General features: G+C 69.0%; 17 protein-coding genes and 1 pseudogene. 13 read left to right on the plus strand and 5 right to left on the minus strand.

Annotated features, from left to right (window positions below; all coding sequences use genetic code 11):
- Window positions 1-14 precede the first annotated feature (14 nt).
- Window positions 15-845, minus strand: a complete 831-nt coding sequence (locus tag ACWC09_RS10580; protein ID WP_450850163.1) for a helix-turn-helix domain-containing protein — start codon at window positions 843-845, stop codon at window positions 15-17.
- A gap of 190 nt (window positions 846-1035) precedes the next feature.
- Between ACWC09_RS10580 and ACWC09_RS10585 the strand changes: the two genes are divergently transcribed.
- From ACWC09_RS10585 to ACWC09_RS10600, 4 genes and pseudogenes are all read left to right on the plus strand, one after another.
- Complete coding sequence (locus ACWC09_RS10585) at window positions 1036-1341, plus strand: 4a-hydroxytetrahydrobiopterin dehydratase (RefSeq protein WP_450850164.1); 306 nt, start codon at window positions 1036-1038, stop codon at window positions 1339-1341.
- Between the two features lie 5 nt (window positions 1342-1346).
- Window positions 1347-2096 carry a class I SAM-dependent methyltransferase gene (locus ACWC09_RS10590; RefSeq protein ID WP_450850165.1) on the plus strand — a complete coding sequence of 250 codons (750 nt, stop codon included), beginning with the start codon at window positions 1347-1349 and terminating at the stop codon, window positions 2094-2096.
- A 31-nt stretch (window positions 2097-2127) separates the two neighbouring features.
- A pseudogene (locus ACWC09_RS10595) lies at window positions 2128-2691 on the plus strand (helix-turn-helix transcriptional regulator); the annotation flags it as partial.
- 75 nt (window positions 2692-2766) lie between these two features.
- Window positions 2767-4680, plus strand: a complete 1914-nt coding sequence (locus ACWC09_RS10600; RefSeq protein ID WP_450850166.1) for a rhamnogalacturonan lyase — start codon at window positions 2767-2769, stop codon at window positions 4678-4680.
- 49 nt (window positions 4681-4729) lie between these two features.
- Here ACWC09_RS10600 and ACWC09_RS10605 read toward each other — a convergent pair whose 3' ends face one another.
- On the minus strand, window positions 4730-7393 hold the full coding sequence (locus tag ACWC09_RS10605; RefSeq protein ID WP_450850167.1) for a cellulose binding domain-containing protein: 2664 nt from the start codon (window positions 7391-7393) through the stop codon (window positions 4730-4732).
- Between the two features lie 151 nt (window positions 7394-7544).
- A complete protein-coding gene (locus tag ACWC09_RS10610; protein WP_450850168.1) occupies window positions 7545-10463 on the minus strand; it encodes a glycoside hydrolase family 48 protein in 2919 nt (972 codons plus the stop codon).
- Window positions 10464-10750: 287 nt separating this feature from the next.
- Between ACWC09_RS10610 and ACWC09_RS10615 the strand changes: the two genes are divergently transcribed.
- From ACWC09_RS10615 to ACWC09_RS10630, 4 genes are all read left to right on the plus strand, one after another.
- Entirely contained in the window at window positions 10751-12226 is a 1476-nt protein-coding gene (locus ACWC09_RS10615; RefSeq protein WP_450850169.1) for a cellulose binding domain-containing protein, read from the plus strand.
- A 60-nt stretch (window positions 12227-12286) separates the two neighbouring features.
- A complete protein-coding gene (locus ACWC09_RS10620) occupies window positions 12287-13999 on the plus strand; it encodes a glycoside hydrolase family 6 protein (RefSeq protein ID WP_450850170.1) in 1713 nt (570 codons plus the stop codon).
- A gap of 206 nt (window positions 14000-14205) precedes the next feature.
- Complete coding sequence (locus tag ACWC09_RS10625; RefSeq protein WP_450850171.1) at window positions 14206-15081, plus strand: class I SAM-dependent methyltransferase; 876 nt, start codon at window positions 14206-14208, stop codon at window positions 15079-15081.
- 129 nt (window positions 15082-15210) lie between these two features.
- Window positions 15211-15501 carry a hypothetical protein gene (locus ACWC09_RS10630; RefSeq protein WP_450850172.1) on the plus strand — a complete coding sequence of 97 codons (291 nt, stop codon included), beginning with the start codon at window positions 15211-15213 and terminating at the stop codon, window positions 15499-15501.
- A gap of 146 nt (window positions 15502-15647) precedes the next feature.
- Here ACWC09_RS10630 and ACWC09_RS10635 read toward each other — a convergent pair whose 3' ends face one another.
- Window positions 15648-16346, minus strand: a complete 699-nt coding sequence (locus ACWC09_RS10635; protein WP_450850173.1) for a glycoside hydrolase family 75 protein — start codon at window positions 16344-16346, stop codon at window positions 15648-15650.
- A 529-nt stretch (window positions 16347-16875) separates the two neighbouring features.
- Here ACWC09_RS10635 and ACWC09_RS10640 point away from each other — a divergent pair.
- From ACWC09_RS10640 to ACWC09_RS10650, 3 genes are all read left to right on the plus strand, one after another.
- Window positions 16876-17088 carry a hypothetical protein gene (locus ACWC09_RS10640; protein WP_450850174.1) on the plus strand — a complete coding sequence of 71 codons (213 nt, stop codon included), beginning with the start codon at window positions 16876-16878 and terminating at the stop codon, window positions 17086-17088.
- A gap of 108 nt (window positions 17089-17196) precedes the next feature.
- Window positions 17197-17808 (plus strand): hypothetical protein, encoded by a 612-nt coding sequence (locus tag ACWC09_RS10645; RefSeq protein ID WP_450850175.1) that lies wholly within the window; start codon window positions 17197-17199, stop codon window positions 17806-17808.
- Between the two features lie 103 nt (window positions 17809-17911).
- Window positions 17912-20446 carry a hypothetical protein gene (locus ACWC09_RS10650; protein ID WP_450850176.1) on the plus strand — a complete coding sequence of 845 codons (2535 nt, stop codon included), beginning with the start codon at window positions 17912-17914 and terminating at the stop codon, window positions 20444-20446.
- Here the strand turns inward: ACWC09_RS10650 and ACWC09_RS10655 are convergent.
- Window positions 20433-21269, minus strand: a complete 837-nt coding sequence (locus ACWC09_RS10655) for an aldo/keto reductase (protein WP_450850177.1) — start codon at window positions 21267-21269, stop codon at window positions 20433-20435. The genes ACWC09_RS10650 and ACWC09_RS10655 overlap by 14 nt on opposite strands.
- Before the next feature lie 297 nt (window positions 21270-21566).
- Here ACWC09_RS10655 and ACWC09_RS10660 point away from each other — a divergent pair, with 297 nt between their 5' ends.
- On the plus strand, window positions 21567-22757 hold the full coding sequence (locus tag ACWC09_RS10660) for a glycoside hydrolase family 88/105 protein (RefSeq protein WP_450850178.1): 1191 nt from the start codon (window positions 21567-21569) through the stop codon (window positions 22755-22757).
- 4 nt (window positions 22758-22761) lie between these two features.
- On the plus strand, window positions 22762-23547 hold the full coding sequence (locus ACWC09_RS10665) for a Tat pathway signal sequence domain protein (RefSeq protein WP_450850179.1): 786 nt from the start codon (window positions 22762-22764) through the stop codon (window positions 23545-23547).
- The last annotated feature ends 6 nt before the right edge of the window (window positions 23548-23553 follow it).

Genomic DNA, 23553 nt, shown 5'->3' on the forward strand with positions numbered 1-23553 from the left:
CGGGGCCCGCCTTCCTAGGGCATCAGCGACCGGAGGTACTTGACCGTGGCCGGGTCCGCCGGGAGCAGGGTCTCGATGGCCAGCTCGGCGACCGTCACGTCCATGGGGGTGTTGAAGGTGGAGATGGACGAGATGAAGGACAGGATGCGGTCCTCGTGCTCCAGCCGCATGGGGAGGGCGAAGTGGGGGACGGGGTCGGGCGGTTCGGGGGCCTGGTGGGTCTCCTGCACCGGGTAGGCCGCCACCTCCTCGTACAGCGCCCGCAGCGGCTCGGAGCGGTGCAGGGCGATCTGGCGTTCCATCTGGGCCAGCAGATGACCGCGCCACTCACGGAGGTTGCGGATGCGGGGCGCGAGACCCTCGGGGTGCAGGGTCAACCGCATGGCGTTGAGCGGGGGTTGGAGGAGCGACTCCGGGAGTCCGTCCAGCAGCATCAGCACGCCGCGGTTCGCCGCGACCACGTTGTACGTCGCGTCCACCACGAACGCCGGGTAGGGCTCGTAGCCCTGGATCAGCCGCTCCATGCCCTCCCGCAGGGCGTCCAGCGCAGGGTCGTCCAGCGGTGTCTCCGGGTAGTGCGGGGCGTAACCGGCCGCCAGCAGAAGGGAGTTGCGCTCCCGCACCGGCACCTCCAGGTGCTCGGCGAGCCTCAGCACCATCTCCTCGCTCGGCCGTGAACGGCCCGTCTCGATGAAGCTGATGTGCCGGGCCGAGGAGTCCGCCCGCAACGCCAACTCCAGCTGACTCACCCGCCGTTGCTCCCGCCAGGCCCGCAGCAGCGGGCCCACGCCCCGGTCGGCGGGAGCGGTCACGGAGGCGGCGGTTCCGGTCGCGGCAGTGGTCATACGTACGACCGTAGCCGAGGGACGCAGGGAATGACCTGGGCGTTGGAGCGGCCTCGGCTCACCCGCAGCCAAGCCCCTCCGTCCCACCAGGTGTCCCCGCCCCACCCCCGGGCACCCTTCTGACCAGGACCGCAGTCGCCCGGCTGTGGCAGGCTGGAGAAGGACCCGCAGCTCAGGAAGGAGCGAGGCCATGCCCGTGGAACCGCTGTCCCAGAAGGAGATCGAGGACCGGTTGGCCGAGCTGCCGGGCTGGTCGGTCGAGGAGGACCGGCTCACCCGTTCCTACCGGCTCGGCTCGCACTTCGCGGCGACCGCCATGGTCGTGCACATCGCCCAGGTCCAGGAGGAACTCGGCCACCACAGCGACCTCACCCTCGGTTACCACACCGTCACCCTGTCCGTGAACACGCACAGCGCCGACGGCAAGGTCACCGAGCTCGACTTCGGCCTCGCGACCAGGGTCGAGGAGCTCGCACAGGGACACGGGGCACACTGACGCGCGTGCTCGACTACGACAAGGAAGCCGACGCGTACGACGTGACACGCGGCGGCGAAGCGAGGGCCGAGGCCGCCGCCGACGCCGTACTGGGTCTGATCCCGGCCGGCGCCGGACGCCTCCTGGACGTCGGCTGTGGCACCGGCATCGTCACCCGGCGCCTCGCCGCCCCGCGCCCCGCCACCCGGGTGACCGGCGTCGACCTGACCTACGGCATGGCCCGTATGGCCGCCGCCCGTCTGCCCGGCGCGATCACCCTGGCCGACGGCCGGGCCCTGCCGTTCCCCGACGCGACCTTCGACGCCGTCACCAGCGTCTGGCTGCTGCACCTCCTCGACGACCCGGAGGACGTCCGCGCCGTCGTCGCCGAGTGCGCCCGGGTCCTCAAGCCGGGCGGTGTCTACGTCACCACCGTCGACAAGGCCGCCGCCCACGACGTCGGCAGCGACATCGACGCCGTCCTCGCCCCGCGCCCGCGCCGCCCGGCCCCCGACGCCGCCCCGCTCGTGGAGTCGTACGCCGCCGCGCACCGCCTGCATCCGGCGGGGCGGGCCACCTTCTCGGGCCGCGGTCAGGGGCGCAGCCCCCGCCGGACCGCGGCCGACCTGCGCCGCGGCTGGTTCACCATGCTGCCGCCCGGTGACCCGCTCACCGAACGGTTCGTCGTCCGGCTGGAGGCCCTGCCCGACCAGGAACGGCCGTGCCCCGACCCGGAGTTCAGCCTCCGCGCCTTCAGGAAGCCGACGGCCGGCTGAAGTCCATGGTCCAGTTGGTCAGCCAGCTGTCCACCTGGACGCCCCCGGCTGGTACGCGGACGCGGAGGAGGCGCCGTACCTCCCGGCGGTCGCGGACGCGGTGTGGAACGGCCGGGTGCTGCACGTCCTGTACCGTCGCTGGGCCGAGCCGACCGACGTGGAGCGCAGACTGGAGCCGTACGGGCTGGTGCTGAAGGCGGGGCGCTGGTACGTCGTCGCGGGACCCGGCCCCCGCACCTACCGCGTCGATCAGATCCTCGAACTCGCCCCCTCCGACGCAGAGTTCACCCGCCCGGACGACTTCGACCTGGCCGCGTACTGGACGGCCTACCAGCGTGACTTCCACGACCGGCTGTACCGCGGCGAGGCGGTGGTCCGGCTGGCGCCGGGTGTCACCCTGCCGCGGGCGGTCAAGTCCCGTACGGACGACGACGGTTGGGCCGTGGTCACGGTCCCCGTCGAGTCCGTCGAGCGCGCCCACGGCGAGTTCCTGCGGCTCGGCGCGGACGTCGAGGTGCTGGAACCCGTCGAACTCCGGAACCGGATCGCCCGCACGGTCGCCGAACTGGCCGAAAGATATGTCAAGTTGGCGTAAAGGCGGGGCAACGCGGTGGCAAGTGGCGGCGACTGGACGGGCGGAACCCGTCCGTCCTCTCTGGAGGTTCGTCCCGTGCAGCACCCGCACAAGCACCGCAGACGCCGCGCCCTCCTCTCGGCGGTGACCACGGCCGCCGCCCTGGTCGCCGCCGGACTCACCACGCTGACCACCACCGGCACGTCCCCCACGCTCGAACTGACTCGCGCGGGAGGGGCCCCCATGGCCGCCACCGCCCGGCAGGTGGAGCAGCTCGACCGGGGGCTGGTCAGCGTCCACACCGACAGCGGCAACCTGATCAGCTGGCGCTGGCTCGGCACCGACCCCGACAACGTCTCCTTCAACGTCTACCGGGCCGGTACGAAGGTCAACGCGGCCCCGATCACCGGCTCCACGAACTACTTCCACTCGGGTGCGCCCAACTCGGCCGACTACACGGTCCGCGCGCTCGTGAACGGCGTCGAGCAGGGCGACTCCGAGCACGCGATCCAGTTCCGCAGCGGCTACGAGGATGTGCCGATCAGCCCGCCGGCGGGCGGGACGACCCCCGACGGGGTCGCCTACACCTACGAGGCGAACGACGCGTCGGTCGGCGACCTGGACGGCGACGGCCGGCTCGACTTCGTGCTCAAGTGGCAGCCGACGAACGCCAAGGACAACTCCCAGTCCGGCTACACCGGCGACACGATCGTCGACGGCATCAAGCTCGACGGCACCCGCCTGTGGCGTATCGACCTGGGCCGCAACATCCGTTCCGGCGCGCACTACACGCAGTTCCAGGTGTACGACTACGACGGTGACGGCAAGGCCGAGGTCGCGATGAAGACGGCCGACGGTACGGTCGACGGGACGGGTACGGTGGTCGGCAGCTCGTCCGCCGACCACCGCAACTCCAGCGGGTACGTTCTCTCCGGCCCCGAGTACCTGACCATGTTCAACGGCCGGACCGGCAAGGCGATGCAGACGGTGGACTACGTCCCCGCACGCGGCACGGTCTCCTCCTGGGGAGACTCGTACGGCAACCGAGTGGACCGCTTCCTCGCCGGGACGGCGTACCTGGACGGCTCCCGCCCCTCCCTCATCATGGCCCGCGGCTACTACACCCGCACCGTCATCGCCGCCTGGGACTGGCGGAACGGCTCCTTCACCCGCCGCTGGACCTTCGACACCAACTCCTCGACCAACTCCGGCAAGGGGTACGACGGTCAGGGCAACCACCAGTTGTCCGTCGCGGACGTCGACGGGGACGGCAAGGACGAGATCGTGTACGGCTCGATGGCCGTCGACGACAACGGCAGCGGCCTGTGGACCACCAAGAACGGCCACGGCGACGCCCTGCACGTCGGCGACCTGGACCCGTCGCGCCCTGGCTTGGAGGAGTTCAAGGTCGACGAGGACGGCTCCAAGCCGGCGTCCTGGATGGCGGACGCGAAGACCGGTCAGATCCTGTGGTCCACGGCCGCGAACGGCGACAACGGCCGGGGCGTCTCCGGGGACATCTGGGCGGGCAGCGCGGGTGCGGAGTCGTGGTCCTCCCACGCCGACGGCGTACGCAACCCGCAGGGCACCGTCGTCGCGAGCCGCAAGCCCTCCAGCATCAACTTCCTGAACTGGTGGGACGGCGACACGGTCCGCGAACTCCTCGACGGCACCCATGTGGACAAATACGGCACGTCATCCGACACCCGCCTCCTGACCGCCTCGGGCGTCCACTCCAACAACAGCACCAAGGCGACCCCGTCCCTGTCCGGCGACATCCTGGGCGACTGGCGCGAGGAGGTGGTCTGGCCGACGACGGACAACACGGCCCTACGGATCTACTCGACGCCGTACGAGACCAGCACGAGGATCACCACCCTCCTCCACGACACCCAGTACCGCACGGCCCTGGCCTGGCAGAACACGGCCTACAACCAGCCCCCGCACCCCAGCTTCTTCATCGGCGACGGAATGGCCACGGCACCGCGGCCGACGGTGTACACGCCGTAGTCGTCGAAGAGGGCGCGTGCCGTCAAGGCCCGCGCCCTCGAATCGGTGCTCAGACCGCCGTACAGGTCTGGTCGCCCAGCTTGAACGACGTCGGTTTCGTGTTCGAGCCCGTCCAGGTTCCTGTGAAGCCGAAGCTCACGGACGAGCCCGTGGCCACGTTGGCGTTCCAGCTCAGGTTCTTTGCCGTGACCGTCGCGCCGGACTGGGTGTAGTCGGCGTTCCAGAGTTGGCTGATCTTCTGGCCGTTGCCGAAGGTCCAGCCAAGTGACCAGCCGGACCAGGGAGTTGAGCCGGTGTTGGTGAGCTGGACGTCCGCCTGGAAGCCGTCCGACCACTGGTTGGAGATCTTGTAGGTGACCGTGCAGGCACCTGTGGAGGGCGGTGTCGGGTCCGTGGATCCGCCGCCGTCACCGCCGCCGCTGTCGGACGTGTCGCCGTAGATGACGCCCCGGCCGTTCGTCGAGACGTAGACGCGGCCGTAGATCCGTGGGTCGCCGGTGATTGCTCCACCCGTCCAACCCCACTGGTGCGCATCGTCGTTGATACGGGTCCAGCTCGTGCCCTTGTCGGTGGAGCGGAAGATGCCGCGGACTCCGCCGATCTTCGCGCTGGTGTAGAGGGTCTGGTACGAGGCCCCCGTCGCCGCCTTGCCGAAGCCGATCGTGTCCGCCTGATCTACATTGGACAGCTTGGTGAAGCTCGCCCCGCCGTCCGTGGAGTGCCACAGGCCGTACGCACCGTCGGAGGCACCGCCCGCCAGCCACACGTCACCCTTCGTGCCGGGCAGCGCCTTGAAGCGCACGCTGTCGCCGCTCGGGAGCCCGGTCGCCGAGGATGCGGTGAAGGTCGCGCCGCCGTCCGAACTGACGTAGAACTTCCCGGACTTGAAGCCGTAGAAGGTCTTGGCGTCCACGCGGTCCGACTCCACGATCGCCCCGGACGGGATACCGCTCGACGCCGACCACGACGAGCCGAATCCCGTCGTGTACTGCACGCCCGTGCCCGCCGGGCTCCACACGAAGCGACTGCCGTCGGACGAGGACGCCACCGTCCCGCCGCCGCTCACCCCCGAAGGGTCCGTCCCCGCGAACCAGTTGGCGCCGTTGTCCGTCGAGAAGGCGATGTGCGGGCCCGAGTCGAGGTTGCCGACGCGGACGACCGTGTTGGGGTTCGTCTCCGCGAAGTCCAGGCTGGTCGTCGTCGTGAAGGTCGGTGAAGTGAACATCATCGACGGGACCTTGGTCAGATCCGTGTGCCGGAAGCCGCCGATGTCGCCCAGAGCGCTGAGCAGCGGGGCTCCGGACGGCGGGGACGCCAGGTCGTTGACCGCCGTCTCCTCCAGGCCCTGCACCATGGGCTTCACGGTGAACTGGCCCCCGCTGTCCCACTTGGTGAGGTCCTCGGTGCCGTAGAGCGTCGCCCCCGTCCCGTACATCATCCGGTCCGAGTGGAACGGGTCGATCTCCAGCGACTCCGTCATCCAGCCCAGTTTCGGGCTCTGTTCCGGCGGCGACGGGTTCGCGCCGAAGGTCAGCCAGGGGGATGACGAGACGTCCATCGTGTAGCGGTTCGAGCGGTTGGGATATGAGGTGTAGTCCCACGCCTTCGTCCATGTGCCGCCGCTGTCCGTGGAACGGAAGATCTGGGTGTCCGGCCACCAGGAGCTGTACGCCGTCGCCATCACCGTGCCCGGGTGCTGACGGTCGACGGTCAGGCCGGAGAAGCCGTAGTAGGTGTCGGCCTCCGCCACCGGGCTGATGTTCGTCCAGATGCCGGTCGCGGTGGCATACCGCCACAGCTGGCCCTTTCCGCCGTCGTACGGTCCCCCCTTGTCGCTGTAGGCGAGATAGAGATAGCCGTTCTTGGCGTCCAGCACGCCTTTGTGGGCCAGGTAGCCCGTCGGCTGCCCGGCGAGGCGCGTCCAGGTGGCGCCCGCGTCCGTCGACCGGTACACCGCGTTGTCCTTGTCGGCGACCCCGACGTAGATCGTCTTCGTCGCGCTGCCCGATGTACCCGTCGACTCGTCGAAGGTGACCCACACGATGCCCTGGTTGTCACTGGCGTACCCGGTCGTGTCGGTCGGGTCCTGCTGGTAGTTGCCGACATCGGGGAAGCCGGTCACCTGTGACCAGGTGACGCCGGAGTCCGTCGACCGCCACAGGCCTTTGCCGCTGGGCGCGCCCAGGTACAGCACGCTGTCCTTGTTCGGGTCGATGGCCAACCGCTCGCCCATGCCCCGGCCGGGCATGTTGCCGCCGAGCTTGAAGGGCAGGTCGGTCTTCTGCCAACTCGCGCCCCGGTCGGCCGACCTGAGCACGGCGCCGTTCCCCGGGTCCCAGCTGTTGGTGTACGTCCCTACAGCCGCGTACACCTTGTTCGGGTCGACGGAGTCGGAGGCCAGGCTCACCACGCCGGTGTGCCCCCAGTCGTCCCAGCCGACCGAGTCCGTCAGCGGCGTCCAGGTCTTCGACGACTCCTGCCAGCGGTAGGCGCCGCCGATGTCGGTCCGGGCGTAGACGAGGTTCTTCTCGCTGCGGTTGAAGACGATCCCGGGGACGAAGCCACCGCCGTCGATCCGGGCGTTCTTCCAGGTGTACGTGTCGGCGGCGAGCGTCACTTTCGCGCTGTGGTCGGCCGCCAGTGCGGGCGGGGTGCCGGCGAGCAGGCCGGCGGCGAGGGCCAGGACGGCCGTGAGGATGCGGGTTCTTCGCACGGGGGGTCCTTTCCGGGAGGGGAAGGGATGGGGGGATGCGAGGACTGAAGGAAGGCGAGGGGAAGCGCTTTCTATACGGTGCGCGAGTGGCCGGGCGACCCCCAGTGCGGGTGGGGGTCGCCCGGCGAGTACGCGGAGCCTTAGCGGGGACTTATTCGAGGAGCTCCGCGTACGAGCCCATGGCGAGGGCTATGTCCGCCTGGGCCCAGAACCGGTGGTACGTGAACGAGGGCGCCGCTCCACCCGCGAGGTAGCTCTCGATCTTCGACCAGGCCGGGTCGTTCTTGTAGAAGGACCGCAGAGAGGTGAACGTCGACGACGAGTTGATCGCGTCGCCGTTCGGCATCTTGCCGCTGAAGCCGCTCGGGACGTACACGCTGTCGTCGAAGCGGTTGTAGTCGGCGCGGGTCTCCGGGACGGCGATGCCCAGGCTGTCCTGGTAGTTGTTCCACATGCCGTCGAGGAGCGCCTTCGCCGTCGACTTGGCCGTCGCGTCACCGGACTTGGCGCCGTAGTACGTCAGGGTCTTGGCGTACGCGGCCGCCACCCCGACGTCGTTCGTGTAGTCGGCGACGGTGACGTGAAGTCCGCTGTTGGCGCCGGGACTCGACGCGTTCCAGGTGTCGGGCTGGCCCGACCACTGGAGGGTCGACGGGATCAGATAGGTGCCGTCCGGGTTGATCGTGGTCTTGGACAGCGCCCACTTGACCCACTTGTCGAGGACCGCCTTCGCGGTGGCGTTCCCCGTCTGCTGGTAGTACTCGGCGACCCGCTCCATCGACCATGCCTGGAAGCCGAACCACTGGTTGGACGGCGGGTCGTGGTAGACGGGCTCCCAGTCGTAGTACATGCCGTAGAAGGTCGACGTACCCGACGGGGGAGTCGCGTACCGCCCCTGCCAACTGTTGGTCGCACCGCCCGCGATGGCGCCCTCGGACGACTGCAGCCACTGGTAGAACTCCAGTTGCCGTTGCAGGGACTTGGACCAGTCGGAGGTGCCCGTGGCCGACTTCGGTTCGAGGTCGGCGTAGGAGCTCAACGCATAGGCGGCCAACGGGTTTTGATAACCGCCGTGCACATGACTCGAACCGATCCGCCACGCCCAGCCCGCGCTCGTGTCGTTCGCGCCGCCCCACGCGTAGTACCAGGAGAGCAGATAGTCCGAGGCGTCCTTGCCGGTGCCGGCCGGGCAGGTGGACGGCCCGACGCAGTTGCCGATCTTCTTGAAGTACTTGTCGTACATGGCGTACCGCAGATAGTCGCCCATCTTCGCCGCCTTGCCGACGGTGGCCGACACATCACTGCCCTTGCCCTGCTGCTTGGCCCACACGTCGGCCCAGTACGCGGCCTGCACCGCACGCGCGTCGGCGTCCGGGGCGTCCGTGTACTTCCACTGCCTGGCGTAGGACGAGTCGCCGGTGAACAGGTCCAAGTACCCGTTCGTGCCGCCGTACTTGAAGGCGTCACAGGTCGGCTGCGGCACCGTCTCCCACACCGACTCCTGGGGTCCGCGCTGGAAGGTGTTGATGTACGACGGTCCCTTGGCCGTCGGCCCGCCCTCGCACGTTCCGCCGGGGGTGTCGCCGTAGCCGTAGACGTTGTCGACGTCCTGCAGCCAGTGCATGCCGTAGACGTCGTCCGTGCCGTACGTGCTCTTCAGCTCGCCCGCGATCGGGTCCGAGCCGACCGAGACCGACGTGTCGAGCTTCGCCGGGTACTCGTCGGGCGTGTCCAGCTCGGGCGCGTAGGTGGCCGGTTTCGAGGCGTTGTAGAAGGAGTTGGTGGGCTGGTCGGCGTGGGTGGGGATCATGTACTTCTCCATGAGGGCCCACGCGGCGTTGAACTTGGACCAGTCACCGGTGACCTTGCCGTACATGGCCTGCAGCCAGAGAAGGTAGCTGTACGCCTCCGAGGTGGTCTCATGCCCCTGGTCCGGCGCCTCGACGATCAGCGTCTCGACCGAGTGGTAGGGGATGCCGTCGGGTGAGAAGTAGCCGTTCGCCGGGTTGGTGATCTTCCCGTAGAGATCCAGGAAACGGGCGTCGTACGCCTTCGAGGCCGCCAGCTCGGTGACGGTGACCGCCGCCTTGGTGAAGCCCGTCGCCGTCGATTCGAAGGAGGCCGCACCGGTCCCGGAGGAGTCGGCGGTGATGGTCACCGTCTGTGCCGTGCTCCAGTTGGAGGGTGTGAAGGTGAGCGAGGCTCCGCCCGTCACCGACAGACCGGAGTTGCCGCTCGCGCGAGCCGTCGTCACGGTGACGTTCGACGAAGGCTGTGTCGACAGCTTCACCGTGTACGTGCCCGTCTTGCCCTGCTGGACGCCCAGTTGGGTGGGGGAGGCGACCACCGCGGGGCCCGAGGCGACCGTGATGCCGACCGGCGTGGACTCCGCCGACGCGCCCAGGCTGTCGTACGCCTTCGCCACCAGGGAATGACTGCCCACGGTCAACCCGGAAGCGGACAGCGTGTACGGCGCGCTGGTGTCCGTGCCGAGCAGGGTCGTGTCGTCGTAGAACTCGACCTTGCTGATCGTCGCGTTGTCGGCGGCCGCGGCGGTCGCGGCGAGCGGGACCGCGTCGCCCTGGGTGTAGACCGCGCCGGCCGTGGGGCTGGTCAGCACGGTGACCGGCGGCTGGTGGGCGCCGGCGCAGGTGGTGCCGTTGATCGCGAAGCTGGTGGGGGCGGTGTTGGTGCCGCTGTAGCTGAACTGCGCGCCCGTCGAGACGGCGGCGCCCGCGGCGATCGTGCCGTTGTAGCCGGCGTCCTTCACGGTGATCGCCGTGCCGGACTGGGACCAGGTGCCGTTCCAGCCGTTGCTGAGCTTCTGGCTGCCGGAGTAGCCGTACGTCAGCGTCCAGCCGTTGATGGCGTCCGTACCGCGGTTGGTGATCGTCAGATCGGCGGTGAAGCCGGAGCCCCAGTCGTTCGTCTTGTAGTCGACACTGCACTGAAGTGCCGCCGCCTGGGCGGGAGTTGTTCCGGTGCCGAGCATGGTGAGCGGAAGCGCGAGGGCCGCCACGACGGCGGTCCACAGTCGCCGCGTGCGGCGGCGTCTGCGTCTTGGTTGCATGGTGCTGGTTCCTCCTTGCGGCTCGAGCGAAGTGGGGGAGGAGCAACAAGCCTTGAACCAGTGGGAGCGCTCCCATAGTGGGGACGGGGGTGAGGGTGGTCAAGGTGCTTGAAGAGTCGAAAAGATTCGACGGGTTTTAGTTGAGGGAAAGTCAGGGAAAGTCGGCGAAACTCTGTGACTCCCCTGTCCTTTGCTGTCACTTGGCGCTAGCTTCGTTGACACCAGTGGGAGCGATTCCATCAGTCGACGCGTCCGTCACGACGCGCCTGAGCTGCAAGGAGTCGCTCATGCGACACCCCCCGCGTTCAGTACTCTTAGCCGTCGTCGGAGCGGTCGGCCTTGTCGGGGCCATGACCGTCCCGGTCGTGACGGCGCAGGGAGCCACGCCCGCCTGCACGGTGGAGTACTCGGTCACCAGTCAGTGGGACACGGGCTTCCAGGGTGCCGTGAGGATCACCAACAACACGGCGGCCGTGAGCAGTTGGAGCCTGAGCTTCGACTTCGGAGGAGGACAGAAGGTCACCCAGGGCTGGAACGCCACATGGTCCCAGTCCGGTACGACGGTGACCGCGGCCAACGAGAGCTACAACGGCTCGCTGGCCACGGGTGCGAGCGTCAGCGCAGGGTTCCTCGCCTCCTGGCCGGGATCCGGGAGCAATGCCGTACCGACGTCGTTCAAGCTCAACGGGACGACGTGCAACGCCGATGCGGAGCCGTCACCGACTCCGACCGAGCCGCCTGCGACGGGCACGGCACCCGCACTGCACGTCTCCGGCAACAAGCTCGTGGACGCCTCGGGCGCTACGCACCGGCTGCTCGGGGTGAACCGGTCCGGCGGCGAGTTCATGTGCGTGCAGGGCCGTGGCATCTTCGACGGTCCGGTGGACGACGCGGCGATCAAGGCGATCGCCGACTGGAAGGCCGACACGGTCCGCATTCCGCTCAACGAGGAGTGCTGGCTGGGGCTTTCCAACATCCAGTCCGCGTACGGCGGCGCCACCTACATCAACGCCGTCAAGGACCTGGTGGCCCGGGTCGAGGCGCACGGCATGACGCCGATCGTCGAACTGCACTGGACCTACGGGCAGTACACCGGCAACTCCGCCGGCTGCTCCGACGTCCACGCGAGCTGTCAGAAGCCGATGCCGGACATGCAGTACACGCCGTCGTTCTGGTCCTCGGTGGCCAACACCTTCAAGGGCGACCAGGGCGTGGTGTTCGACCTGTTCAACGAGCCGTATCCGGACCGGGCCACCTCCACGACCACCCAGGCGTGGCAGTGCTGGCGCGACGGCGGCACCTGCCCGGGCATCGGGTACGAGGTCGCCGGCATGCAGGACCTGGTGGACGCGGTGCGCGGCACCGGCGCCAAGAACGTCGTCATGGCCGGCGGACTGGCGTACTCGAACGACCTGAGTCAGTGGCTGACGTACAAGCCCAGCGATCCGACGGGCAATCTCGTCGCCGCCTACCACGTCTACAACTTCAACACCTGCGCGAACGAGAGCTGCTGGAACTCGACGCTCGCCCCGGTCGCGGCCCAAGTGCCGCTGGTGGCAGGGGAGATCGGCGAGAACACCTGCTCGCACGGCTTTGTGGACCAGGTCATGAAGTGGTTCGACGACCGGGGGCTCTCCTACCTCGGCTGGACCTGGAACACCTGGGACTGCTCCTCCGGTCCCTCGCTGATCTCCGCCTACGACGGGACTCCCACGTCGTACGGCATCGGGCTGCGCGATCACCTGCGTGCCCTCAACCCGTAATCCCGAACCTGTGGTTCCCGCAACGGACAACCACCGCTACGGAGAAGGAAACCCGCACTCATGAGCCGTACCAGAACAGCGATACTCGCCGCCCTGGCGCTGGTCGCCGGGACAGCCGGGACCGCGACGGCCGTCGTCCCCGGGGACGTCGGGGTGAAAGCCATTCCCTGCACCGTCGACTACAAGGTGCAGAACCAGTGGGACACCGGCTTCACCGCCGCCGTGACCATCACCAACAACAGTGCCGCCAAGAGCAGTTGGGCGGTGAAGTGGTCGTACGCCGGCAACCAGAAGGTCACCAGCTACTGGAACGCGAAGGTCAGCCAGAGCGGTGCCGATGTCACCGCGTCGAACGAGACCTACAACGGCACGCTGGCCACCGGTGGTTCGGTGAGCTTCGGCTTCAACGGGTCGTACAGCGGCACCAACGCGCTTCCGACGGCCTTCACTCTCGACGGTGTGACCTGCAACGTCGATGACGGGAGCAGTGGCGGTGGTGGAGGCGGCGGTGGCGGCACCGGCAGCCGTGTCGACAACCCGTACAGCGGTGCCAAGGTGTACGTGAACCCCGAGTGGTCCGCGAAGGCGGCCGCCGAGACGGGCGGCAGCCGGATCTCCAACCAGCCCACCGGTGTCTGGCTCGACCGCATCGCCGCGATCAACGGCGTCAACGGCGGTATGGGCCTGCGCGCGCACCTCGACGCCGCCCTCGCGCAGAAGGGCAGCAGTGAGGAGGTCGTCCAGCTGGTGATCTACGACCTGCCCGGACGTGACTGCGCGGCCCTCGCCTCCAACGGCGAGCTTGGCCCGACGGAGATCGACAAGTACAAGACGCAGTTCATCGACCCGATCGCGGCGATCCTCGCCGACAGCAAGTACAGCTCGCTGCGGATCGTCACCACCATCGAGATCGACTCGCTGCCCAACCTGGTCACCAACACCGGTAGCCGGGCCACCGCGACCCCGCAGTGCGACACCATGCTGGCCAACGGCAACTACCAGAAGGGCGTCGGCTACGCGCTCGCCAAGCTCGGCGCGATCCCGAACGTCTACAACTACATCGACGCCGGCCACCACGGCTGGCTCGGCTGGGACGACAACTTCGCGCCCGCCGCCAACCTGTTCAAGCAGGCGGCGACGAGTGAGGGTGCGACCGTCGACGACGTGCAGGGGTTCATCACCAACACGGCGAACTACAGCGCCCTGAAGGAGAACAACTTCACCATCAACGACAGCGTCAACGGCACGTCCGTGCGGCAGTCGAAGTGGGTGGACTGGAACCGGTACGTGGACGAGTTGTCGTATGCGCAGGCCATGCGGAACGAGCTGGTCTCCGTCGGCTTCAACTCCGACATCGGCATGCTGATCGACACGTCCCGGAACGGCTGGGGCGGGACCGCGCGGCCGGCCGGGCCTGGTCCGACGACCAGTGTGGACGCGTATGTCGACGGTGGTCGCTACGACCGTCGGATCCATGTCGGGAACTGGTGCAACCAGTCCGGGGCCGGGCTTGGCGAGCGGCCGCAGGCGAATCCGGCGAGCGGGATCGACGCGTATGTGTGGATGAAGCCGCCGGGGGAGTCGGACGGGTCCAGCTCTGCCATCGCGAATGACGAGGGCAAGGGCTTCGACCGGATGTGCGATCCGACGTACACGGGTAACGCCCGGAATGGCAACAACATGTCGGGTGCGCTGCCGAACGCTCCGTTGTCGGGGCACTGGTTCTCCGCGCAGTTCCAGCAGTTGATGCAGAACGCGTATCCGCCTTTGTAGGAGGGCGGCTGCGGGCCGGTTGTGGCTGGTCACGCGGTTCCCCGCGCCCCTGGAAGACAAAAGACAGGGGCGCGGGGGTCAGCCTTGTTCGGTCAGGGCCCGGGGTAGTGCGGACTCCACCGTTTTTTGCCGTCCCGGCAAGAGGAGTGGCCCCCGCCCGGTGCGTCGGAGCACCCTGACGGCATCACGGACGAGAGGCTGACGACATGGCGCACCAGCATCATCAACACGGTCACCACACGGACATCGACTGGGCCGAGATGGCCCCGCTCCTCGAATCGCAGGCCGAACTGTTCACACCCCTGTACGAGCGGGCCCTGAACTGGCTCGGCAAGGAGGTGACCGAGCCGGGGCTGATCGTCGACGCGGGCAGTGGTCCCGGGGTTGTCACCTGTCTGTTCGCCGAGACCTTCCCCGGCGCCCGCGTCATGGCCGTCGACGGCTCCGGACCGCTGCTGGAACGGGCCCGGGAGCGGGCCGAACGGCTCGGATACGGCGACCGTTTCGACACCTTGACCGGTGAACTCCCCGGTGTTCTCGAGGAGTTGGACTATCCCGCCGACCTCCTCTGGGCCGGCCGTAGCCTGCACCACCTCGGCGACCAGCGCGCCGCCCTCGCCGCTTTCGCGGGGCGCCTGGCTCCCGGCGGGACATTGGCGATCATGGAAGGTGGGCTGCCCTCCCGCTTCCTGCCGCGTGACCTGGGCTTCGGGCGCCCCGGCCTGGAGGCGCGGCTGGACGCGCTGGAGGCGGAGTGGTTCGCGCGGATGCGGGCCGACCTGCCCGGCTCCGTCGACGAGGTCGAGGACTGGCCGGCCCTGCTGAGCGGTGCGGGCCTGACCCACGCCCGCACCCGCAGCTTCCTCCTCGACCTGCCCGCCCCCGCCTCCGACCGGGCCCGCGCCTACATCGTGGCGACGCTGTCCCGACTGCGCGAGATGCACGGCGACGAGCTGGACGCCGACGACCGGGCCACGCTCGACCGCCTTCTCGACGCCGACGACAAGGCGAGCGTGCACCATCGGCCCGACGTGTTCGTGCTGGCGGCTCATTCGGTGCACACGGCGGTCCGGACCGGTTGAGGGGCCGGTGGCTCAGCACCGGCCCGGTCGCGCGTACACCGTGATGCGGGCGCCCTGCACCCGTCGCGTGGCGCACTCCTCGAAGCGGGTCGCCCACACCCGCCGTTTGACGTCTCCGCCGACGGCTCGTTGCTCGCGGCGAGCGCCGCCGACGGGTCCGTGCAGGTGTGGGAGACGGCCCGGCCGCGGCTGCCCGAGGCGACCGTGCCGGTCGGGGACGGACCGGTGCTCGCCGTCGGGTTCGGTGCCGACACGGGGGAGTTGCACATCGCCACGCCCCATCTGCCGGACCGGTCAAGTCCGTTGACGCCGGATACGGCCGCGAGGGAGGTGTGTGCCCGGGCGGAGGGCGGTGCCACCGCGACCCAGTGGCGCCAGTACCTGCCGGCCGTGCCGTACCGCGACACCTGCGGAGCCTGAAACAGGAACTCGGTGAACCGAAGGGTTTCTTGACCGTCGTCGGCGACATCATCGACGTCAACGCCGTCGTCGTCGCCGTCGTCGTACGGCCGATCGGGCAGCCCGACCGACCCCGCACGAAAGGCGGTCGGGCTGCCCGGCCGGGGTCAGTTGTTCGTCAGGAACTGCTTGGCCAGGTTGTCCCCCAGCGTGACCGCCGCGCTGTGGCTCTCGATGGGGGAGACCTGGGAGTTCTTGAAGAGGATGTAGGTCACGCCGGAGTCGGCGCCGCCGGTCGCCGGGTCGGGGTCGATGCCGAGGGCCTTGGCGGTGGCGTACGAGGCCTCGCCGATGATCTTCGTGGGGCCGGTGTCGCCCACGACGGCGTACTCGACCTTGTTGTTGTAGATCACGGCGACCACACCGCCGCCCTTGATGCCGTAACTGGAGTACTTCCAGATGCTGCTGGAGCTGGGCACGACGATGTACGGCAGCGAATCCGCCTTCAGCGGCTTGCCGTCGGACTGGTGGAACGCCGTGTCGTCCTGGTACCAGGGGTCGGCGTTCTCGTTGCACTTCGACGTGCGCTGTCCGTCGCAGTCGATGTCCATGTCGGCCTTCCAGAACACGGCACCGTTCTTGCCGCACACCGGGATGGTGGCCGAGGTCTCGTCGTCGGTCTTGTACTTGCCGTTGGAGATCTGGGAACAGGACGTCACCTTGGCGAGCAGGTCGGCCGCGCTGACCGAGCCCTCCTGGGCGGACGTCGGGTGGGTGGTGGCGCCGGAGGCGTTCGCGGGGAGGACTCCGGCGGCGAGCAGGGCGGCCCCGGAGGCCGCGGCGAGGGTCAGTGTTCGTATGCGCACTGTGGGGGACCCTTCTGTTAGGAAACTTTCCTGACCGAGTTGGCGTACAAGGTGGACCCGCGAGCATGGCCGCGTCAACCCTGTGAACGGACGTACGTGTCCGATCTGTTGGGGTGACAGGGGAGAACCGGCAGCTCACGGCCGGAACCCGGGTCACGCAAAGATGGCCGATACACGGGTGCCCGGCACGACCGCCACGCCGCGAATCCGCCGTGAATCCGCCGTGAGGAGGCCGCCGGGTGGCCCGTACGGACATCGCGCCGCGACACTCGCCCGCGACCCGCCTCCCCGGCTGCCCGTGCCGGACCTGCTCGCCCTGCCCGAGTACCGCCGGGACGTCGTTCGCCGGTGACGCCCTGTCGTGGGCGAAGTCCCTCACGGAGGTCGGCGCCGAGCTGTCGACCGTGCTGGTCTCTGCGCAGGTGGTGCTGGTGCCGCTGCTCGTGCGGGCCGTGGACCGGGACCATGTGCCGGGCTCGTCGACAAGGGTGCGAGCGGCGGCGATCCCGCCGCCGGAACCGTCCATGCCGTGCTCGCGGCCCGGTGCTGCTCCGGCCTCCTGTTCCTGCCGCGCCGCGGCGGCTTCCACGGATACACGGTCGTCATCCTCTCCTCGACGTCCTCGCGGCCCTCGATGGTGCTGGTCGCCGTCAACTCGCCCCGTCTGCCCGGCCGTGTCGGGCGGTACCGCTGCTGCTCACCCCCGTCGGGGCGCTGCCGCTCGGGGCGCCGGCCACTGTGAGCGCCGGAGTGGCCACGGCGAGTCGCCCTCCTGATTGCGGCAGTTCCCGCACAGGAGAAGACTGGCGATATCGAACATTCCGGATAACCACCCGGGAGGTGAGGCGTCATGTTCGTTCGCACCGTGTACGCGACCGGCGATCCCGCGAAGGTCGACACCGCCATCAGGGCACTCAACGCGCAGGGGCGAGACCTGCTCGAAGAGCGCCCCGGATACCGGGGATCGGGCATCTTCATCGACCGGGAACTCGGGAAGCTGCTGGCCGTGAGCTGGTGGGAGACCGAGGAGGCCCGGCGCAACAGCGACGAGGTCATGCGGGAGCGACGCGCGTCGCTGCTGGAGCCGTTCGCCGCGACGACCGCCGTCGACAACTACGAGGCCGTGGTCTTCCATTCGGTCCGCCGGCCCGAGGCGGGCGGTGGACTGCGGATCAGCAGGCTGGAGTTCGACCCCGCGGACGCCGACCTGCTGGCCGACACCTTCCGCGCCTCGGTCGTGCCCCGGCTGGAGACCCTGCACGGGCTGGCCCGCACCTCCCTGCTCGTCGACCGGGAGCGGGGCCGCGCAATCGTCGGCGCCCTGTTCGTCGACCGCGAGTCGCTGGCCGCCTCCCGCGGCGCCCAGGCCTCCGCGCGGCACGAGGGCGCGGCCAAGGCGCATGTGACCGTGGTCGGACTCGAGGAGTTCGAGGTCGTCTTCACCGACGTGCGCGGCCCGTGACACGCGCGTCCGATCAGGCTGAACTGCTGGGCCACGAAGGGGGTGCAATCAGGCTCGAACCCGTCATCCTGGGCATGTTCTGTTCGGGGGAACGGGGGCGGTCATGGACCGTTATGTCAATCAAGGCAGCACCGGCTGGACCGAGTTGAGGGTCCACGGAGTGTCGGGGACACCGCCGGAGTCGGAGCTCGGGCATCCGGCGGTGTGGCGGGTGGCCGGGGACAGGTCGGCCGGGTTCTACCGGCGGATCTGGGAGACGAGGTCCGGGGCCGCGGACACGGATCGGTTCCGGCGGGAGGGCTACTCGTGGGGTGCGCTGACCTCCGGTGACAACCGGCGTGCGCTGTGGCTGCTCCTGCTGCCGTTCATGTTCGTCAACCTGGCGTTCTACATGGATCCCGGTCACCGGGTCCGGGACAATGAGACACGCATCGTGGAGCACCGGGCTGCCCTGCAGCGGCTCCTCGCGCTCTCCCTCACCGGCACCTACGTGCTGGCCGCGACCTCGGTGTCGATGGACCTCGTCGGCTGGCAGTGCGGGAAGGACGCCAAGTCGGCCTGCACCGGCGGCGGGCTCTGGCTGAGGTGGCTGCACTACAGCTGGATCGACACGACCGGCAGCCGGCTCGCGGTGGCGGCCCTGGTCCCGGTCGCGCTCGTCCTGCTGCTGTGGTGGCTCGCGAACCAGACGTGGAACGGCCTTGAGACCAGTCCGGTTCCACAGATCGAAGGCCGCGACCCGGTCGTCGAAACCCTGCTGGAGGACCGGCAGTTGTGGAACGGGAGCCGACCCGTGCGCCGCCTGCGTGCCCTCCATGTGACGTGGGCGCTGGCACTGACCGGCGTGCTGCTGCTCGTGCCACTGCTGCCGCAGGGGGACTTCACGAAGCCGGTGCCGAACGGTGCCTGGGGGACGCTGTCCGGGAGCATGCGCACCGTGCTGCTGCTCGCCTTGCTGGTGGCGCTGGCGATGGCCACGGCGGGGGTGCTCGTACCGCGCTTCTGGAAGCGTGAACGCCCGGGGCCCGAGGACGAACGGCCCGCATGGGACTGGGTGTTCGCCGTACTGCCGTGGTGCGCCCTGGGCCTGGTGGCCGCTGCGATGAGCGTCGCCTTCTTCTGGGACGCGGCCGACGCCAACACGACCCGCACGTCGGACGAGCTGCCAGGACAGGTCGGCGCGACGCAACTGCTGCTGGCCGCACAGGCCTTGCTCCTGGTGGTCCTGTCGGTGTCGCACCTCGGCACACTGGGGAAGGCGCGGAGACAACAGGCACCCGAGGCCCCGTTCGGCAACCCGGACTTCCCCAGGCCCGCCTGGCGCGGGATGGGAACCCCGGGCGTCGCCCTGTTCGCCGTCCTCCTCGCGACGGGCCTGGCAGCGGGACTCACCCTCCGCACCGCCGAGATACTGGGCGCGCCGACGGTCCCGGGGCGTGACACGGGCAAGCAGTCGCCGATGGTGGTGCCGACCGAGTACTTCTGGGCGTCCGTGAGCGCGCTCGGGTTCCTCGCAGTGGCCCTGGTCGTCGTGGGGTGCGCCGCCTGGCGCATCCACCGGTCCACCACGCGGTACCTGAAACCTGTGAGGACCGGCTACGGACCGGTCACCGAGGACGGCACCGACGCGACTCGGCGCCGTTCCGAGAACATCGCGCGCTGCTGGGCCCGAGCCCAGGGATTCGACAGCGCCGGCATCCTGGGCCTCGGCGTCCTGCTGTGCGCGGCTGTCGTGATCGTGCTGTCGGACCTGGTGCTCGATCCGACCGTGGGCGTACGGCTCGTCTCCGCAGGCCCGGGCTGGCTGATCACCGTCGCCAACCTCGCGCTCACCGGCCTGGTCCTGGTGCTGCTGTGGGCGGGCCGCCAGGCCTACCGCAACCCGGCCTTCCGTCGCTCCGTCGGCATCCTCTGGGACGTCGGCACCTTCTGGCCGCGGGCCACGCACCCCTTCGCCCCGCCGTGCTACGCGGAACGGACCGTCCCCGATCTGCTGACCCGGCTGGAGCACCTCACCGGGCAGCCCGAGGACGGTCCGGGCCGCGTCATCCTGTCCTGCCACTCACAGGGCACCGTGATCGGCGCGGTCGTCCTCATGCAGGCCGACACCGCGGCGAGCGTCAGGACCTGCTTCCTGACCTACGGTTGTCCGCTCACGCGCCTGTACGTCCGGTTCTTCCCGGCCTACTTCAACGCGTACACGCTGGACCGGCTCGGCCAGATCCTGGCGCACCGCAGTGGCACTCTGCCCGCGGCTCGTCCTGCGGGAAACCCCTGGCCACGGATCGCGGCCGACGTCCGCTGGCGCAACCTGTATCGCCTCAGCGACCCGATCGGCGGGTGGATCGTCGGCGATCCGGCCCGGCAGCCCTCGGGAGCCCCGCCGACGCTGATGGACCGTCAACTCATCGACCCCGCACTCTTCTCGAAGCCCGCGGGCGATCCCAGCTACGAGAATCCGAGGGGCCATTCCGACTACTTCGCCGACCCGGTCTTCGACCGCTGCGTCGACTGCTGCCGGGGCATCGGTCCGGCAGCCCCCTGTGCCTGCCACCAGACGCCGGTCGCCGCCGACGGAGCCCAGGGGGTGTGGGGCCGCCCGCCGACGGCCACACCCCCACCGCTCAGGCCAAGTTGAACGTCGCGGGATCCGGCCCCAGCCGCCGGTCCTCGTTCAGCGCGCTGATAGCCGCCAGGTCCTCCGTGTCCAGGCTGAAGTCGAAGACCTCGATGTTCTCCTTGATCCGGGACGGGGTCACGGACTTGGGGATCACGACGAGGCCCAGCTGGAGGTGCCAGCGCAGGACGACCTGGGCCGGGGTGCGGCCGTGCTTCTGGGCGATGGCGACGATCGCCGGGACCTCCAGCAGGCCCTTGCCGGAACCGAGCGGCGACCAGGCCTCGGTGGCGATGCCCTGCTCCGCGTGGTACTCGCGGGCCGCGTGCTGCTGCAGATGCGGGTGCAGCTCGATCTGGTCGACGGCCGGGATGACGGACGTCTCGCCGATCAGCCGACGCAGGTGCTCCGGCTCGAAGTTGGAGACGCCGATCGCGCGGACACGGCCGTCGGCGTGCAGCTTCTCGAACGCCTTGTAGGTGTCGACGTACTTGTCACGGGCCGGCGTCGGCCAGTGGATCAGATACAGGTCGAGGTACTCCAGACCCAGCTTCTCCAGCGACACGTCGAACGCGCGCAGCGTGGAGTCGTACCCGTGCTCGCTGTTCCAGAGCTTGGTGGTGACGAAGATGTCCTCGCGCGGGACGCCGGAGGCGGCGATGGCCCTGCCGGTGCCCTCTTCATTGCCGTAGATCGCCGCTGTGTCGATGCTGCGGTACCCGGCCTCCAGAGCGGTGGCGACCGCCCGCTCGGCCTCGTCGTCCGGCACCTGCCAGACGCCGAAGCCCAGCTGGGGCATCTCGACGCCGTTGTTGAGGATGATCGGGGGGACCTTGCTGCTCACGAGCTCTTGATCCTTCGGTTGTCGTCAGATGGCACTCCTATCGTCAACGATCACGAGCCGTGATGCATTCCTGACCGGAGAATCCGCCGGAACTGACCGATGAGTCAGTGGCTGGATGGCGAGAATGGCCGGAAATGCATCCGACCTCTGCGGTCCGGACCATTGACCGCTGGACCTTCTGCCGTAACTCTGGACCCGCCGACGAACGTGTCACTGAACTCAAGACATGCATGTGAACGGTTTCGCGCGGTTTTCCTCCGATGTTTCCATGCCTCCGACCCATCGAGAGGGAGGAACATGAGACACCGTCGCCTGGGCACGGCCCTGACGACCCTCGCACTCGCCACGGCGACCGTCGCCGTACTGCCCGCGGCAGCACCCCCGCCGACGGCCCTCGCGGCCGAGGCCGTCCACCATCCGGCCGCCGCCCCCGACTGGTCGGTGGCGGTCGTCGACTCCACCATGGCCCGCTACACACCGAGCACCATCGGCGGTTGGTCCTATCCGGTCGGCCTCTACCTCTACGGCCAGTACCTCACGTACAAGCGCACCCACGACCCCCGCTATCTGACCTACATCAAGAACTATGTCGACCGCTTCGTGAAGAGCGACGGCTCCATCGACCAGTCCTTCAACAGCCTGGACAGCATGCAGGCCGGCCGGCTCCTGGTGATCCTGCACCACGAGACCGGTCAGGACCGCTACCGCAAGGCGGCCCAGAAGATCCGCGACCGCCTCGACACCTATCCGCGCACCGGCGACGGCGGTTTCTGGCACGCCGACACCGCGAGCCGCGCCCACCAACTGTGGGCGGACGGCGTCTACATGGTGAACCCGTTCCTCGTCGAGTACGGCAAGGAGTTCGGCGACAGCCAGTACGCCAACGACGAGGCGGCCAAGCAACTCGCCGTCTACGGCGGCCATCTGCAGGTCGCGAACGGCCTGCTCAAGCACGCCTACGACGAGTCGAAGACCGCCGGTTGGGCCGATCCGCAGACCGGGCTCGCCCCCGAGCACTGGTGCCGCGCCGTCGGCTGGTACTCCATGGCGATCGTCAACGTGCTGGACGCGATCCCCGCGAACCATCCGCGCCGGGCCGGGCTGCTGGGAATCCTCCGCAAGTTGGCGGCCGGCCTGGAGAAGTACCAGGACCCGGCGACCGGCCGCTGGTTCCAGGTGATGGACAAGGGTGACCGCTCCGACAACTGGACCGAGACCTCCTGCTCCAGCATGTTCACCTACGCCCTCTCGCGCGGGGCCCAGCAGCACTACCTCGACCCGCACTACGCGGACGTCGCCCGCCGGGGCTACCGGGGTGTGCTCGCCGAACTCTCGGTCGGCGCGGACGGCCGCACCAACCTGGCCGACATCACCATCGGTACGAACGTCGGCGACTACGCGTACTACGTCGCCCGCACCCGGGCCACCAACGACTTCCACGGCCTGGGCGCCTTCCTGATCATGAACGAACAACTGCGAGGTGATTAGTGTCATGAGCACGTCCAGAAGGACACTTCTCGGTGCCGCCCTCGGGGGCGCGGCCGGAGCGGCGATCGGTCTGCCCGGCACCGCCCACGCGGCCTCCTGGCAGCAGAAGTGGGCCCCGTCCGCGAGCAGCGACGGCCTCGGGGCGTTCGAGACGGTCGAGGACGACCGCGCCGACTCCCACCCCGCCGGGCAGCCGCACATCTTCGCCACCGGCAACAACTGGCGCTTCAACATGCACACGGTCGACCGGGACACCTCGACCGACCGTCAGCGCCAGGAGGTCACCGGCCTGCGCAACGGCAGCGGCAGCAACTACCTGAAGTGGACCGAGGGCCAGACCTGGCGGGTCACCTACTCGATGTACATTCCGAGCTCGCTGAAGGCGACCACCACCTTCACCCACATCATGCAGATGAAGCAGCCCGGCACCGGCACCTCGCCGATCGTCGTGCAGTCCCTGCGCCGAGTGAACGGCAAGCAGACCATCGAGCTCAAGCTCGCCATCGACGACATCCTCGTCGGCCGCACCGACCTGGACCCGCTGCACGACAAATGGACCGACGTCGACTTCCAGATCAAGGTCGGCGACGGCTCGGCGGGCTCGGTCCGCTGGATCCTCAAGTCCGGCGGCTCGACCGTGATCGACGCCTCGAAGACCGGCGTGGACACTTTCCTTGCCGACCGAGTCCGTCCGAAGTGGGGCATCTACCGCTCCCTCGGCGACACCTCCGGATCCCTGCAGGACACCTACCTCCTGCTCACCGATCTCCGCGGCTACCAGCTCGTGTGAGGAGCC

It is taken from the genome of Streptomyces sp. NPDC001617 (assembly GCF_053596855.1).

Bases quoted from the DNA above. Each gene is read 5' to 3' on its own strand.
- ACWC09_RS10665 (WP_450850179.1), top strand. From the start codon at position 22,762: ATGAGCACGTCCAGAAGGACACTTCTCGGTGCCGCCCTCGGGGGCGCG.
- ACWC09_RS10625 (WP_450850171.1), top strand. From the start codon at position 14,206: ATGGCGCACCAGCATCATCAACACGGTCACCACACGGACATCGACTGG.
- ACWC09_RS10650 (WP_450850176.1), top strand. From the start codon at position 17,912: ATGGACCGTTATGTCAATCAAGGCAGCACCGGCTGGACCGAGTTGAGG.
- ACWC09_RS10615 (WP_450850169.1), top strand. From the start codon at position 10,751: ATGCGACACCCCCCGCGTTCAGTACTCTTAGCCGTCGTCGGAGCGGTC.
- ACWC09_RS10585 (WP_450850164.1), top strand. From the start codon at position 1,036: ATGCCCGTGGAACCGCTGTCCCAGAAGGAGATCGAGGACCGGTTGGCC.
- ACWC09_RS10580 (WP_450850163.1), bottom strand. From the start codon at position 845: ATGACCACTGCCGCGACCGGAACCGCCGCCTCCGTGACCGCTCCCGCC.
- ACWC09_RS10620 (WP_450850170.1), top strand. From the start codon at position 12,287: ATGAGCCGTACCAGAACAGCGATACTCGCCGCCCTGGCGCTGGTCGCC.
- ACWC09_RS10660 (WP_450850178.1), top strand. From the start codon at position 21,567: ATGAGACACCGTCGCCTGGGCACGGCCCTGACGACCCTCGCACTCGCC.
- ACWC09_RS10610 (WP_450850168.1), bottom strand. From the start codon at position 10,463: ATGCAACCAAGACGCAGACGCCGCCGCACGCGGCGACTGTGGACCGCC.
- ACWC09_RS10645 (WP_450850175.1), top strand. From the start codon at position 17,197: ATGTTCGTTCGCACCGTGTACGCGACCGGCGATCCCGCGAAGGTCGAC.